The organism is Amycolatopsis echigonensis, assembly GCF_002846615.1.
Classification (GTDB): domain Bacteria; phylum Actinomycetota; class Actinomycetes; order Mycobacteriales; family Pseudonocardiaceae; genus Amycolatopsis; species Amycolatopsis echigonensis.
In genome coordinates this window covers 497,303-511,804 of record NZ_PJMY01000002.1, presented here as the reverse complement: position 1 = coordinate 511,804, position 14,502 = coordinate 497,303, and the positions used below count along the sequence as shown (strand labels likewise).

The following is a 14,502-nucleotide window of genomic DNA, read 5'->3' as shown; positions in this document are numbered from 1 at the left end:
GGGCTTCTTGGGCGGGCGTCCGGTTTCCATCCGTCGCTTTGGAAAGGTGTCCCGTGTCCACGGCCTTGCCCGACCGCGTCGGCTTTCGAGCCGCGGGTGGCCTGTTGGTCCGAGCTGTTGCAGAGGGCGAGCTGAAACTTCCGCCATGGCCGGCGCTGACTGCGACCGGGGCCGACGCCGTCACCGAATGGGTGGACTGGCTGCGCGAAGTGTGGGAGGTCGAAGCCGTCCGTGACGCCATCGGCCTGGCCAGCCCTGTCCTTGCTGACCGCGTCCACAACCTGTGTGGTGCTCAGGTTGCCAACGAGCGCGAATCCCGGCGCGTGGTGCTGTCCGTTCTGCGGTACCTGGCACGGTTGACCGGCCGTCCGACCCCCAACGGCTTGTTCGCCGGGGTCGCCGCCGCGCGGTTCGACGCGGATCCCTCTCAGCGTTGGGGCGATGATCATCGCGCAGACGCTGCGGCCGACGCCGGGTGGCTGGCCGAGGTCATCCGACGGTTGGAAGGTCAGGCCGAGATCCTGGAGCGCTTGGTCCTCGTCGCGAACTCCACGTTGATGGTACGCGGTGAGCGGCTTGTGGTTCCGTACCAGCCGACCGTCAACCATCGAGGCACCGGCGCGGTCGAAGTCGGACTTCGCTACACCGGCCCGGTGCGCGCGGCCGTGCGAGCTGCGCGGACACCGATTCCTTTCGATGACATGCGCGAGCAGGTTCAGGCCGAGTTCCCGAGTGCCGCCGGGAGCACGGTGACCGGCTTGCTGGCCACGTTGGTCGCTCGTCGCGTGCTCGTCACCAACCTCCATGCGCCGAGCACGGAGCCCGACGCACTTGGCCACTTGGTGCGCGAGCTGGCCACGGTCGGCGAGGCTGCCACCGAGTGGTGCATGACGCTGAACGACATCCACGACATGTTGCGGCGACATCGGAACAGCCCAGCGGAAGCGCGGCGCAGGCTACGGACCGACGTCGCCGCGTCCATGAGCTGCCTGGCTCCGTCACGGCGGAGCCCAGTCACGGTCGACCTGCGGCTGGACCTGGACGTAGTGCTCCCCGGCGCAGTCGCCCGCGAAGCGGAACGTGCCGCGCTGGTCCTGGCGCGACTGACCTCCCGCGCCAGCAGTACGGCAGCCTGGGCGGACTTCCACCGACGCTTCTACCAGCGGTTCGGCACCGGTGCCCAGGTGCCACTGCTCGAGGTCATCGCCGACAGCGGGATCGGCTGGCCTGACGGCTACCCCGGCACCAGCGGAGTGGTCATACGACCCCAGCAGACGCCTCGGGATGAACGGCTGCTGGCGTTGGCCCAGGCCGCCGCGTTGGACGGTCAGCAAGAGGTCGTCCTCGACGAGAGGTTGATCGCCGAGCTGGAGCTGGCGCCGGTGCACTCGATGCGGCTGCCCTCGCACCTCGAGTTGTGCGCCCGCGTGGACTCCCCGAGCCAGCAAGCCCTGAAGCAGGGCAACTTTCAGCTCGTCGTTACCTCAGTCTCGCGATCGGCCGGCGTCGTCAGCGGCCGATTCCTGCACCTGTTCGACGAACACGACCGCCGAATGCTGGTCACGCCGCTCGCCCCGCCCGCGTCTGACGGGGTAATCCAGGCCCAGTTGTCATTCCCGCCTCTGGATCCCGCCACCGCACACGTCGCCCGCAGCGCCCAGGTCCTGCCAACCATCGTCAGCCTCGCCGAACACCGCGACACCGCCGCGTCAACAGCGGTTCTCACGGCGGCGGACTTGGCGGTCAGTTGCGACAGCGACCGCCTGTATCTGACCGCACCCGCCCTCGGCGCGAGGGTCGAAGCGTGGGGCTTGCACGCACTCAACCTGCGCAAACACACTCCGCCGCTGGCCCGCCTCCTGGTCGAACTGACCCGCGCCCACTGCGCGGAGGTCACCGACTTCGACTGGGGCACGGCGGCCACGTTGCCGTTTCTTCCCCGGCTGCGCTTCGGCCGCATCGTGCTATCCCCGGCCCGGTGGCGGTTGGTCGCAGCCGACCTTCCCGACCGGACCTCCAGCTGGGCGACCTGGGAGGGCGCCTTGGCCGAATGGCGCACCCGCCGCCGCCTTCCGCAGGCGGTGTTCCTGGTCGACGGGGACTGGCGGTTGCCGCTCGATCTCGTCGAGGAAACGCACCGGGTCCTGCTGCGCGAGCACCTCGGTACCCACCCCCACGCGGTGCTGGAGGAAGGACCCGCTGAGAACGCCGCCGGATGGCTCGATGGCCGTGCTCACGACGTCGTCGTGCCCATGGCCAGCTATCAGCCGCAGGCCACGACGCGACCACCACGCCCGACGTCCCAGCGGATCGTCCGGCCAGGTGAGCACGGGCTGTCGCCGGGTGGTTCCCCCATGCTGTTCGCCAAGCTCTACGGCGACCCGCAACGTCACAACAGCGTGCTCGCCAAGCACCTGCCCGCACTGCTGGCGGAGTGGGGCGAGGCCCAACCGCGGTGGTGGTTTCTGCGATTCCGCGAGGGCAACGAGCACTACCTGCGCTTGCGGATCAGTCTCCGCAGCGCAGAGCCAGTGGTGTTCGGCGAGGCGGCTGGCCGGGTCAGCGCCTGGGCCGACCGGCTCCGCCGCCTCGGCCTGCTGCGTGACATCGCTTTCGCGACCTCCTACCCGGAGACCGGCCGCTGGGGCTCAGGTGCGGCACTGTCAGCCGTCGAGGCGTTCTTCACGGCTGACTCCCGCGCCGTGCTCGCCCAGCTCGCCTGGCCCGCGCGAACGCACGACCATGCTCTGGCCGCGGCGAACTTCGCCGCCATCGCCGTCGCCTTCATGGGAGGGACTGAAGCCGGGATGCGGTGGCTGATCGACCATGTCCCGGCCAAACCTCCTGCCGTCCTGCCCCGGCCGGTGTTCGCCGAGGCACGATGCCTCGCCGACCCCTCCGACGATTTCCGTGCCTTGCGCAGCACGCCAGGTGCGGCTTCGGTTGTCGCGACATGGGCCGAGCGCGCCCAGACCGTAGCCGCCTACCGAGCGCACCTGTCCGAGGCCGAGGCCGAGGGCGTCGACCCGGACGCCGCCTTGGGCTCGTTGCTGCACACGCACTTCCTGCGGGCCTACGGCATCGAACCCGACGACAAGGCGGTGTGCCTTTACCTGGCCCGGACCGCGGCCCTGACCTTCGCCGCCCGCACCGGAGGACCGCGATGAACGCCGACCTCGCCTCGAACACCGCGGTCGAGTACGCGACGGGGATCGCCGATCGCCTCGCCCGGCCGGACGCCGCCCACCTGCCCACGGACGAGCCGTGGTGGCACCAATCCCTCGCCCACGGCGCTCCCGGCGTGGCACTGCTGCACATCGAGCTAGCAGCCGCCGGGATACGGCCATTCGACCGCGCCCACGACTGGCTGACCGCCGTTACCAGCAAGCCGATCACCGCCGGAGCGAGCACCGGCTTGTTCTACGGCGCGCCGGCAGTCGCGCGCGCCCTCGCGGGCGCCGCCACAGTCCGTCCCGGCACGTACCAGTCCGCCCTTACGCCCTTGACCCGGCAGATCGCCGCCGACGCCCACAACCGCGTCGACAAGGCCCACGAGCGCATGGATGCCGTCGGGATGTTGCCGCAGATGGCCGAGTTCGACACGATTCGGGGCCTCGCTGGTCTCGGTGCCCATCTACTGCACCACGACCCCGACGGCACCGCCCTGCCGGCCGTTCTAGGCGCCCTCGTGCGGCTCACCCAACCGGTGATGGTCGAAGGAGAGGCCATGCCGGGGTGGTGGACCCTCACCGGTCCCACCGGCCACGCGGACGACGAGTTCCCCGGAGGCCACGGCAACTTCGGCGTCGCACACGGCATCGGCGGCCCGCTGGCACTGCTGGCCCAGGCCCTGCGCCGGGGCATCGCCGTGGACGGGCAGCGCCAGGCCGTCGCGACGATCTGCGCCTGGCTGGACTCCTGGCGCATAAGCACTCCGAGCGGACACCGGTGGCCCTACATGATCACCCGAGACGAGGCACGGTCGACGCCCATGCACGTGCGGCACAGCGGGGCCAGCCGACGCCCGAGCTGGTGCTACGGAACAGCAGGCATCGCCCGCACCCTGCACCTCGCCGCCCTGGCCCTCGACGACGCCGATCGCCGCCAGACCGCAGAAGAAGCCCTGATCAGTGCCGTGACCGACCCGGAACAGGATGCGTTGATCAGCGACGCTTCGCTGTGCCACGGCTACGCCGGACTCGCCCGGATCACCGCTCACACCGCCATCGACGCACTGGAGCCGGCCGCTTCCCGACTCCGCGGGCTGGCCACCGAGATGCTGCACCGCGCCTGCGCCCAGGCCGTTCCCGAAAGCCCCGGCTTCCTCGAAGGCGCTGCCGGGGTCGGCGTAGCTGCGCTCGCCGCTGAGATCGAGCCCGCGACAGGCTGGGACACCAGCATGCTCATCACCTGATCCGTCCGAACCTGATCCGTCCGACCGAGAGGAGATTCCGCGCTGATGCTGCCGGACAGCTGGCACCACTACCTTGTCGAGTTCGCCGACCCGACAACGGCCGAGCACACCGCCGCGACCCTGCTCGTACCCGCCCTCGACCAGGCCCAGCAGGACGGCGAACTCAACACGTGGTGGCACCTGCGCAAGACACCCGCCTGGCGACTGCGTTACCAACCGGTCAACCCCGAGACCAAAGCGGTCGACACGCTGCTGTCCGACCTGGAGGCCGATGGGCATCTCGCGCGCTGGACTCGCGGCATCTACGAACCCGAAACCCTTGCCTTCGGTGGACCCGCCGCGATGGACATCGCGCACTCGCTGTTTCACCATGACAGCCGCCACTGCCTCGCCCGTGCCACGAAACCCGCTGCCTTGGGTCAGAGAGAGACCACCGTCCTGCTGTTCAGCTCGATGCTGCGCGCCGCCGGACTGGACTGGTTCGAGCAGGGCGACGTCTGGGACAAGGTGGCTGCGCTCCGGCCCACCGCCCAACCCCACTCCAACAACTCTCCGCACACCGAGCGGTTGAGCCAAGCCGTGCGCCGACTGATGACCACCAACACGCACAAGGTCGCCGACGTCGCCCCCGACGTGGTTCCCGAGACCTGGTGGACAGCGTTCGACACGGCCGGCCGCCAACTCGCCGAACTCGCTCGCCCCGGACACCTCGAGCGTGGCCTGCGCGCCGTTCTGGCGCACCACTTCATCTTCCACGCCAACCGCGCCGGTCTCTCCGGCACCGACCAGGCCACCATCGCCGCGCTGGCCGTCGACACCGTTTTCCACAGCACGCCTACCCGGCAGGCACCAGCCGGGACCACCTCCAACACCGTTAGGGTTCCCGCAATGACAACCACCGTCAGTGACGCTTCCACCGGCTCCGCCGACGAGCTGCGTACCAAGCTCGCCGACTGCCTCGTCAAGGACGGCACCGTCCGCACCGACGCTGTGGAGGCCGCGTTCCGGCAGGTGCCCCGACACCTGTTCCTGCCCGACGTCCCCTTGGTCGAGGCGTACGCCGACGAGCCCGTCTACACCAAACACGAGGGCGACGGCACCCGAATCAGCGCCGCGTCCCAGCCCAAGATCGTCGCCATGATGCTCGAACAGCTCGGCATCCAGCCCGGCGAGCGGCTGCTCGAACTCGGCGCGGCCACCGGCTACAACGCCGCCCTGATGGCCACCCTCACCGGCGCCGACGGGCATGTCACCACGATCGACATCGACGAGGACCTCGTTGCCGGTGCCCGCGAGCACCTGGCCGCCGCCAGCATCAGCAACGTCGAGGCGGTCGCCGCCGACGGCGCGCTCGGCCACCCGGAGACCGCGCCTTTCGACCGCGTCATCGCCACCGTCGGCGCCCACGAGGTCCCGGCTGCCTGGCTCGACCAGCTCGCACCCGGCGGACGCCTGGTGGCTCCGGTGCGCCTGCGCGGATGCGCCTCCCGCAGCATCGTCTTCGAACGCGACCAGGACGGCTGGCGCAGCCTGGGCAGCGAGATGGCGATCTTCATGCCGCTGCGTGGCCTTGGCGACGACGCTCGCCGCGTTCTGGACCTCACCGGTACCGGGGAGGTGACGCTGCAAATCCACAAGGACAACAACCACGCCACCGACCCGGACAACCTGACCGGGGTCTTTGAAAGTCCTGCCTGCGAAGTGTGGACCGGCGTGCACTTCGTCCCAATGGAATCCTTCGAATGGCTGGATCTCTGGCTGGCTTGCCACCTGCCCAACCCGCTGATGCGCATGGAGGTCGCTCCCGCCGCGAAGGAAAGCGGCCTTGTGCGGCCGATGTTCCCCTCGGTGGCGATGGCCACCACCGCCGCCGACGGCAGCCTCGCCTACCTCACCATCCGCGCCGCAGACCCCGATCCGGACGGCGGCCGACGCTACGAGGTCGGCGTCATCGGCCACGGCCCCAACGCGCAGGAACTCGCCGAGCAGGTCTCGGTCGAGATCTCGACGTGGGACCAGGGCTTCCGCTCCAGCACCGTCCGATTCGCCATTCCCGACACCGCGCCCCAGCCGGACACCAACCCCGGCTTCGTGGTTCTGGACCGCCCCACCAAGCCCATGACCGTCACCTGGGAGTGACGCCCGTGGACCCCGCCGGCCAGTTCGCGCGCCGCTTCCCCCTCGTTGCCCGAACCCGCCCGGCCTGCCTCCCGCTGGCCCGGCGGGTGGCCGAGCTGTGCGACCGAGCACGCCAAGTCGAGCACAGCGGCGACCTCGCCGAAGCCGCCGCCGTGCACAACAACGCGGCGCTCATCGCCTCCGACTGCGGCCTGCCCGAACTGGCCCGGCGGTGGTGCCACCAGCAGGTGAACATCTACCTGCGCGTCCGCCCCTTGGGCGCGCAGGTAGCCCGGCTCGCTCTCGAACCGATCACCAACCTCGCCCGTCTTTACATCCGCGAGGGTCAGGGCGAGCGCGCCTTCGCGCTGATGGACACCCTGTTCACCGCGGTCTCCGCCCGAACTGACGCCATCGTCGACGGCATCGAGATCCCGGCCGAACTCACCGACTCCGCCGAGACGCACCAGCACATCCGCAGCTGGCTGTGGGCAGTCCTGCTGGCGACCGGTGGCCGCGCTCTGGCCGCAGCCGGCCGCTGGGCGGAGGCACGCGCCCGGCTCGACGCGTACAAGGGCGTCGGGCGACGGATGCTTGACGGTCGCCAGATCGCGGTCATCGCCCACGCCGTATCCAGGGACACCGACAGTGCCCTTGCCCTCCTGGCCGAGACAACACCAGGAGACCCCTGGGAGAACGCCGTGACTGCCTGCCTGACCATCCAGTGCACCTCGGGCGACGCCGACTTGGCCGCGCTCGTGAACCGGTACCACGGCCTCGACGTCTCCGCCCCAGGCTTGGCGGTCTTCCACACACGGCTCGGGTTGTCCTTCATCGACGCCATCGGCACTGTCGACGATCCATCCGTCCGCCAGATCGCCGTCAATCTGATCGACCACGCCACCGCTACACGAGACGGATACGTCGCCCGCGACGTGCTCACCCACAATGGCTGCCGCGAGCTGCTCACCGACTCCCAAGCACGCGAGATGGCCGACTTGGTAGAAGCGTGTGCACTTGGCAGCGGCACACTCCCTGCCCCGCTGCTGGCAGACCTCACGACAGCACTCGCCTCCGCCGAAGAGGTCATGGCACGCAAGGTGAATGCGACGTCGTCCAACGTCAAACTTCCAGCAAGCTCGTGATGCTGGTCCCAATCGAAGCCGTTACACCACAACGGGTTTGGTTCCTCTGTCCGAGAAGCAGTCCGTGTCGATCATTAGCCAGTACTCGCCAACCCGACGACCATTGACACGAAGGAACCGATGCACACCACCACTACTTCGCCGGAAGCGTTGCGTGCGGCAATGGTCGAGAGAATCCGGAAAGCCGGACACGCGCAGCGAAGCGAAGTCGAGCGGGTCCTGCTCGACACACCGCGGCACGAGTTCGTACCGGACGCCGACCTGGCGGTCGCCTACGACCCGTGGCAGGCGGTAGTCACCCATCGCTTCGACGACGGCCGGTCGTTGTCCTGTGCGTCGGCGCCGTGGCTGGTCGCGGCCATGCTCGACCAACTCGACGTCCAACCGGGCAACCGCATCCTCGAGATCGGCGCGGGAACCGGGTACAACGCCAGCCTGCTTGCCCAGCTGACCGGCCGCGCGGACCTGGTGACCACCATCGACATCGACCCGGACGTCACCGCGAAAGCCTCACAAGCGCTGGCCGCCACGGGCTACGGCGACGTTCACGTGATCACCGGCGACGGCGGGCACGGCTACCCCGACCACGCCCCGTACGACCGCATGATCGCCACCGTCTCGCCTTGGGACATACCCGCCTCGTGGTGGCGGCAACTTGCCCCCGGAGCACGGCTGGTCGCCCCGCTGCGGTTCCCTGTCAAGTCAGCGTGTTGAACCGTTTCGTCGGGCGGTGGTGGCGTTCCCAGCCGCCGCTCGGACCGATTAACGTGGGTGCTGAGGGTGCTCAGCCGGTGCGCGAGCCGATGGTCAGGGTGACGGATTGGGATGTGTCTGCGCGGATGAGGGTGGCCGGCACCTTCTGTCCTGGCTGGGTGTGTCGGAGGGCAGCCAGGAGGTCCTCGACGCTGCGGATTGGTGTGCCGGCGAATTCGGTGATGACGTCGCCGGTGTGGATGCCGCTGGCGGCGGCGGGACCGCTTTGGTCGATGCCGAGGACGAGTGCGCCGTGGTCGGTGTGTACGCCGAGTTGTTGTTGGATGTCGGGGGTGAGCCGGCCGAGTGAGATCCCGAGGTAGGGGTGGGTCGCGGTGCCCTTGGTGAGCAGTTGGTCGGCGATGTCGGTGACGGTGGCTGAGGGGATGGCGAACCCGAGAGACACCGCCCCTGCGGCGGGTGGGATGTATGCCTCGTTGATGCCCACGACCCGGCCTTGCGTGTCGAGCAGTGCACCGCCGGAGTTGCCGGGGGAGATCGACGCGTCGGTTTGAATGAGGTCCACAAGGGACTGGGTTTGGCCGGCGGATCCGGGGATCTCGCGGTGCAGCCCGGAGATGATGCCGGCGGTGACCGAGTTCTCGAAGCCCAGGGGGCTGCCGATGGCCAGGGCTTGTTCACCGGGCCGGGGCAGGTCGTTGCGGTACTGCGGCACGGGCAGGTTCTTGCGGTCGGTGCGCACGACGGCGAGGTCGGTGATGGTGTCGGTGGCCAGGACGGTGCCGGGTGAGCGGGCGCCGTCGGCGTAGGCGATGGTGACCTCTCGCTGGGTTCCCACGACGTGCTGGTTGGTGACCACGACGTCCGGGCGCAGGACGACCCCGCTGCCCAGGTCCTGGCCGGCCTGGACGGTGACCACGCTGGGGCTGACCCGGTCGACCACGTCGGCGTACCCGGCCTCTGGCCCCGCGGGGGCCGGGGTGGTGGTGGTGGCGTTCGGCTGGGCGGGATTGCTCGATCCGGTCGTGCAGGCTGACAGCGCAATGGCCGCCGCCGCGACTGCACCGCAGATCCGCGCCGTTCGAGGGCTAACTGTGCTGTTCATCGCGCGAGGCTCCTCATCGTGGGGGCCAGTGCACCCGCCCAACTCGACCGGGGCGCGGGGCGCGCTGGACCCGACGGGCCGGCCGCTACCTGGCTGGCTAGCTGCCGCAGGCGGCGGATGCGCTCGGCGGTCGGCGGGTGGGTGCTGAACAGCGCCGCCACCCCGTCGTCGCTGAGCGGGTGAGCGATCATGAGGTGGGCGTAGGCGGCGTGTGGAGCGTCGGCGGGCAGCGGCAGCCGCCGTGTCCACTGGTCGATCTTCTGCAGGGCGCTTGCTAGAGCGAGCGGGTCGCCGGAGAGATCCGCGCCGTCGACATCGGCTTGGTATTCGCGGCTGCGGCTGATGGCGAGCTGGATCAGCCCGGCCGCGACGGGGGCGAGGATCAGCATCAGCAGCGCGGCCACCGGGTGGGGTCCGTCGTCGTCCTCGGTGGACGAGCCGATGGGCAGGAACAGGGCGAGGTTGGCCAGGCTGGTGAGGATCCCGGCCAGGGCGGCGGCGACGCTGGAGGTGAGGATGTCCCGGTTGTACACGTGGGACAGTTCGTGGCCCAGGACCGCGCGCAGTTCGCGTGGGGTGAGCAGACGCAGGATGCCGTCGGTAACGCAGACCGCGGCGTGGCGGGGACTGCGGCCGGTGGCGAACGCGTTGGGCTGGGCGATGGGGCTGACATACAGCCGCGGCATCGGCTGGCCGGCACTGGTGGCCAGCTCGCGCACCATCGCATGCAGCTCGGGTGCCTGCGCTTCGTTGACCGGGCGGGCGGCCATGGCGTGCAACGCGATCGTGTCGGAGTAGAAGTAGGCGGCCCCGTTCATCACCAGCGACAGCACGGTGGCCACGATGAGTCCGGTGCTGCCGCCGAGCGCGTAGCCGATGGTGAGGATGAGCGCGGTGAGCACACCGAGCAGCAGCGCGGTCTTGAGCGCGTTGGTGTAGCGCCGCACCATGAGGATTCACCTCCCGTTGTCGTCTGGTGTTGTGGGTTATGACCCGGTGCCGGCGGCTACTCGGTCGGCCGGGTCCTGGCTCGGGCCGGTGTTGGGGTTGTCGAAGCTGACCGTCAGCCCACCGTCGGATAGTCCGATGTGGATGGTGGCGCCGTCGTGCACGTCGCCGCCGAGCAGGGCGCGGCCGATGCGGGTTTCGACCTCGCGGGCGATGAACCGGCGCAGCGGTCGGGCGCCGTAGACCGGATCGAACCCTTGCTGGGCGATGAAATGCCGCGCCGGGTCGGACAGATGGAGGGTCATCCGGCGTTCGGCGAGCCGGCCGCGCAGCTCGTCGGTCATCAGCTCGACGATGCGCTCGATCTCGGCCTCGGTCAGCGGTTTGAACAGCACGATGTCGTCGATCCGGTTGAGGAACTCGGGCCGGAAGTGCCCGCGCAACGCCGCCATCACCCGCTCCCGCGCCTCCGGTTTGATCTCCCCGCCCGCCGTCGCGCCCTCCAGCAGATATTCCGAGCCGATGTTGGAGGTCATGATGATGACCGTGTTGCGGAAGTCGACGGTGCGGCCCTGGGCGTCGGTGAGCCGGCCGTCGTCGAGGACCTGCAGCAGCGTGTTGAACACGTCGGTGTGGGCCTTCTCGATCTCGTCGAACAACACGACCGAGTACGGCTTGCGGCGCACCGCTTCGGTGAGCTGGCCGCCCTCCTCGTAGCCGACGTAGCCGGGTGGGGCGCCGACCAGGCGGGAGACGGTGTGGCGTTCCTGGTACTCGCTCATGTCCAGGCGCACCATGTTGTCGGCGGTGTCGAATAGCGCCGCTGCAAGGGTTTTGGCGAGTTCGGTCTTGCCGACGCCGGTGGGGCCGAGGAAGACGAACGACCCGATCGGGCGGCGCGGGTCCTTGATGCCGGACCGGGCGCGGATGATCGCGTCCGCGACCAGTTGCACGGCCTCGTCCTGGCCGACCACTCGCTGGTGCAGGATTTCGTCCAGCCGCAAGAGTTTGTCGCGTTCGCCTTCTTGCAGGCGGGACACGGGGATGCCTGTCCAGCGCGACACGATCGCCGCGATTTCGTCCGCGGTGACGACTTCACGCAACAACCGCTGCCTGCCCTGCTTGGCCGTCAGCTGCTGTTCCTCGGCGTCCAGGCGGCGTTCCAGCTCGGGCAGCCTGCCGTGACGCAGTTCGGCGGCACGGTTGAGGTCGTAGTCGCGTTCGGCCAGCTCGGCGTCATGGCGCACCTGGTCGATCTCCTGCCGCAGCGACTGCACCTTGCGCAGCGCGGCACGTTCGGCCTCCCACTGCGCCCGCATGGCGTCGGCTTCGGCGCGCAGGTCGGCCAACTCCTTGCGCAACTCCGTGAGCCGGGACTGGCTGGCCGGGTCGGTTTCCTTCGCCAGCGCCGCTTCCTCGATCTCCAGGCGCATCACCCGCCGGGTCAGCTCGTCGAGTTCGGCCGGCATCGAGTCGATTTCGGTGCGCAGCATCGCGCAAGCCTCGTCGACCAGGTCGATGGCCTTGTCCGGCAGGAACCGGTCGGAAATGTAGCGGTGGCTCAAGGTCACGGCGGCGACCAGGGCGCTGTCCTGGATCTTCACGCCGTGGAAGATCTCCAGCCGCTCCCGCAACCCACGCAGGATCGAGATCGCGTCGGCCTCGTCCGGTTCGTCCACGAGCACGGGCTGGAAGCGGCGTTCCAGGGCGGCGTCTTTCTCGATGTGCTTGCGGTACTCGTCGACCGTGGTGGCGCCGATCATGTGCAGCTCGCCGCGGGCCAGCATCGGTTTGAGCATGTTCCCGGCGTCCATCGCCCCTTCCGCGGCGCCGGCACCGACGACGGTGTGCAGTTCGTCGACGAACAGCAGGATCCGGCCCTCGGCGGCTTTCACCTCGTTGAGCACGGCCTTGAGCCGCTCCTCGAACTCGCCGCGGTACTTCGCGCCGGCGACCAGAGAGCCCATGTCGAGGGCGAAGACGGTCTTGTCGCGCAACCCTTCGGGCACGTCGCCGCGGTGGATGCGTTGCGCGAGGCCCTCGACGATGGCGGTCTTGCCGACGCCGGGGTCGCCGATGAGGACCGGGTTGTTCTTGGTCTTGCGGGACAGGATCTGCACCACGCGGCGGATCTCAGCATCACGCCCGATGACCGGGTCGAGCTTGCCTGCGGCGGCGTCGGCGACGAGGTCGCGGCCGTACTTGTCCAGCGCTTCGTAGGCGACCTCGGGCATCGCGGAGGTGACCCGCTGGTTGCCGCGGATCGCGGTCAGCGCCTGCAGGAACCGGTCGCGGGTCAGGCCGTGCTCGTGCAGCAGCCGGCCCGCGGCGGTGGTGGTCCCTTCCTCGATCAGCGCGATCACCAGGTGTTCGACGGAGACGTACTCGTCTTTGAGCCGCTTGGCCTCGCGCTCGGCGGTGTCGAGCAGCCGGACCAGCCGCTGGGTGAGGAAGATCTGCCCCGGTGCGGCGCCGGGCCCGGACACCTTGGGACGGCGTCCCAGTTCGGTCTCCAGCGCGGTGCGCAGCGTGTCCGGGTCCGCCTGGGCTTGGGCCAGCAGCCGCGGCACGAGTCCGTCCGGGTCGTCCAGCAGCGCCAGCAGCAGGTGCTCACCGTCGACCTCGGTGTGGCCGAAGCGCACCGCCTTCGTCTGGGCGTCGTGCAGTGCCTGCCGGGATTTCTGGGTCAAAGGGTCGGTCTTGTCCACGGGTCACCTCCACGGTTGTCGTTGACTACGGCGCAGCGCGCGTTCCAGCTGGTCGACCCGGTCCAGCAGATCCAGCACCAGCCCCAGAGCGGCGTAGTTGACCGAGAACGCGGCGCGCAGTCGCTGCATGCGGGCCAGCCTCGCCAGCTGGTCCGGGGCGAACCACAGCGCCCCGGCCCGGTCTCGCTCTGGGTCGAGCAACCCGAGCGCGACGAACCGGGTCACCAGGTCCGGGTGGGTGCCGGTGGCGCGGGCGAAGGATTCCAGGTCCAGCCACCCACGCCGGTTGTGGTCGGGATCGCGCTGGTAGCGGATCAACGCATAGCTCATCGGGGCACCTGGGATCGAACTGTCGGTCATGACCGCCTCCTCGCCGACGTGCCGCGGGGGTCGAAGGTCGAGGCTGTGGCCAGTTCGGCGAACAGCCGGCGCTCGGCGTCGGTAAGCCGGTCGGGTACCACGATCCGCGCCTCGGCGTAGAGGTCACCGGCCTGGCCGCGCGGGTGGGGCATGCCCTGTCCGCGCAGCCGCAACCGCCGGCCGCTGGAGGTACCCGCCGGGACCTTCACCTTGGTCTGCCCGCCGGGGGTGTCCACCGCGACCGTCGCGCCCAATGCGGCTTCCCATGGCGCCAACGGCAGATCGACGGTCAGGTCTCGTCCGTCGACGCGGTAGCGCGGGTGCGGTGTCAGCCGCACCACCAGATACAGGTCGCCCGCTGCCGCGGCGTTGCCGATGCCCTGGCCGCCTTGCCCGGCCAGCCGGATCCGCTGCCCGTCGGTCACCCCGGCGGGAATGGTCACCCGCAGCGTGCGCGGCCCGTCGGGGCCGGGCAGGGTCAGCGAACGCTGCCCGCCCCGGTATGCCTCCTCGACAGTCAATTCGAGTTCGGCCTCCTGGTCCGCGCCCCGCACGGACTGCCCGCGGGCGCGGGCGGTGCGCTGGCCGAAGATGCTGCCGAACAGGTCCTCGACATCGAACTCGCCGCCGAACCCGGCACTGAACGGCGACCCGCCGAACCCTCCGCCGGGCCCGGTGTTCACCCAGACCCGCTCACCACCGGAACCGGACCGCGCGCCGGTGCCGGCGCGGGCGCGCTGCCAGGTCTCGGGGTCGACGCCCTCGGGCACCTGCCGGAAGTCCGGCCCGAACGCGTCGTAGCGGCGCCGCGTCTCCGGATCGGAGAGCACCTGGTACGCCTCGGAGACCTCCTTGAACCGATCCTCGGCCCCCGGTTGCTTGTTCACGTCCGGGTGGTACTTGCGCGCCAGCGTGCGGTAGGCGCGCTGGATCTCCTCCTGACTGGCGGTGCGCGACACCCCCAGCGCCTCGTAGAAGTCACGAGCCACC

10 protein-coding genes are annotated in these 14,502 nt (G+C 69.7%); 5 read left to right on the top strand and 5 right to left on the bottom strand.

Features of this window, described 5'->3' with window-relative positions; translation table 11 throughout:
* Positions 1–104 precede the first annotated feature (104 nt).
* The 5 genes from ATK30_RS04055 (at position 105) to ATK30_RS04035 (ending at position 8,391) form a co-directional block, all read left to right on the top strand.
* The gene (locus ATK30_RS04055) at positions 105–3,167 is read left to right on the top strand and encodes a lantibiotic dehydratase (RefSeq protein ID WP_244194495.1); all 3,063 of its coding nucleotides are present in this window, start codon (positions 105–107) and stop codon (positions 3,165–3,167) included.
* The gene (locus ATK30_RS04050) at positions 3,164–4,414 is read left to right on the top strand and encodes a lanthionine synthetase C family protein (RefSeq protein WP_101434359.1); all 1,251 of its coding nucleotides are present in this window, start codon (positions 3,164–3,166) and stop codon (positions 4,412–4,414) included. The genes ATK30_RS04055 and ATK30_RS04050 overlap by 4 nt, the downstream gene beginning before the upstream one ends.
* Before the next feature lie 45 nt (positions 4,415–4,459).
* A complete protein-coding gene (gene fxlM, locus ATK30_RS04045; RefSeq protein WP_101434358.1) occupies positions 4,460–6,553 on the top strand; it encodes a methyltransferase, FxLD system in 2,094 nt (697 codons plus the stop codon).
* Positions 6,554–6,558: 5 nt separating this feature from the next.
* Entirely contained in the window at positions 6,559–7,677 is a 1,119-nt protein-coding gene (locus tag ATK30_RS04040; RefSeq protein ID WP_101434454.1) for a hypothetical protein, read from the top strand.
* A gap of 120 nt (positions 7,678–7,797) precedes the next feature.
* On the top strand, positions 7,798–8,391 hold the full coding sequence (locus tag ATK30_RS04035) for a methyltransferase domain-containing protein (protein ID WP_101434357.1): 594 nt from the start codon (positions 7,798–7,800) through the stop codon (positions 8,389–8,391).
* A gap of 70 nt (positions 8,392–8,461) precedes the next feature.
* Here ATK30_RS04035 and ATK30_RS04030 read toward each other — a convergent pair whose 3' ends face one another.
* The 5 genes from ATK30_RS04030 to ATK30_RS04010 are packed head-to-tail and all read right to left on the bottom strand — an operon-like array spanning position 8,462 to position 14,501.
* Positions 8,462–9,496 carry a S1C family serine protease gene (locus ATK30_RS04030; RefSeq protein ID WP_208637257.1) on the bottom strand — a complete coding sequence of 345 codons (1,035 nt, stop codon included), beginning with the start codon at positions 9,494–9,496 and terminating at the stop codon, positions 8,462–8,464.
* On the bottom strand, positions 9,493–10,446 hold the full coding sequence (locus ATK30_RS04025; protein ID WP_098085316.1) for a M48 family metalloprotease: 954 nt from the start codon (positions 10,444–10,446) through the stop codon (positions 9,493–9,495). Before ATK30_RS04025 ends, ATK30_RS04030 begins: the two co-directional genes overlap by 4 nt.
* Positions 10,447–10,482: 36 nt before the next feature.
* Entirely contained in the window at positions 10,483–13,152 is a 2,670-nt protein-coding gene (clpB, locus tag ATK30_RS04020; protein WP_098085313.1) for an ATP-dependent chaperone ClpB, read from the bottom strand.
* Between the two features lie 3 nt (positions 13,153–13,155).
* A complete protein-coding gene (locus ATK30_RS04015; protein WP_098085310.1) occupies positions 13,156–13,512 on the bottom strand; it encodes a chaperone modulator CbpM in 357 nt (118 codons plus the stop codon).
* Positions 13,509–14,501: a DnaJ C-terminal domain-containing protein gene (locus ATK30_RS04010; RefSeq protein WP_098085307.1), complete on the bottom strand. Its 993-nt coding sequence runs from the start codon at positions 14,499–14,501 to the stop codon at positions 13,509–13,511. Before ATK30_RS04010 ends, ATK30_RS04015 begins: the two co-directional genes overlap by 4 nt.
* Between the last annotated feature and the right edge of the window lies 1 nt (position 14,502).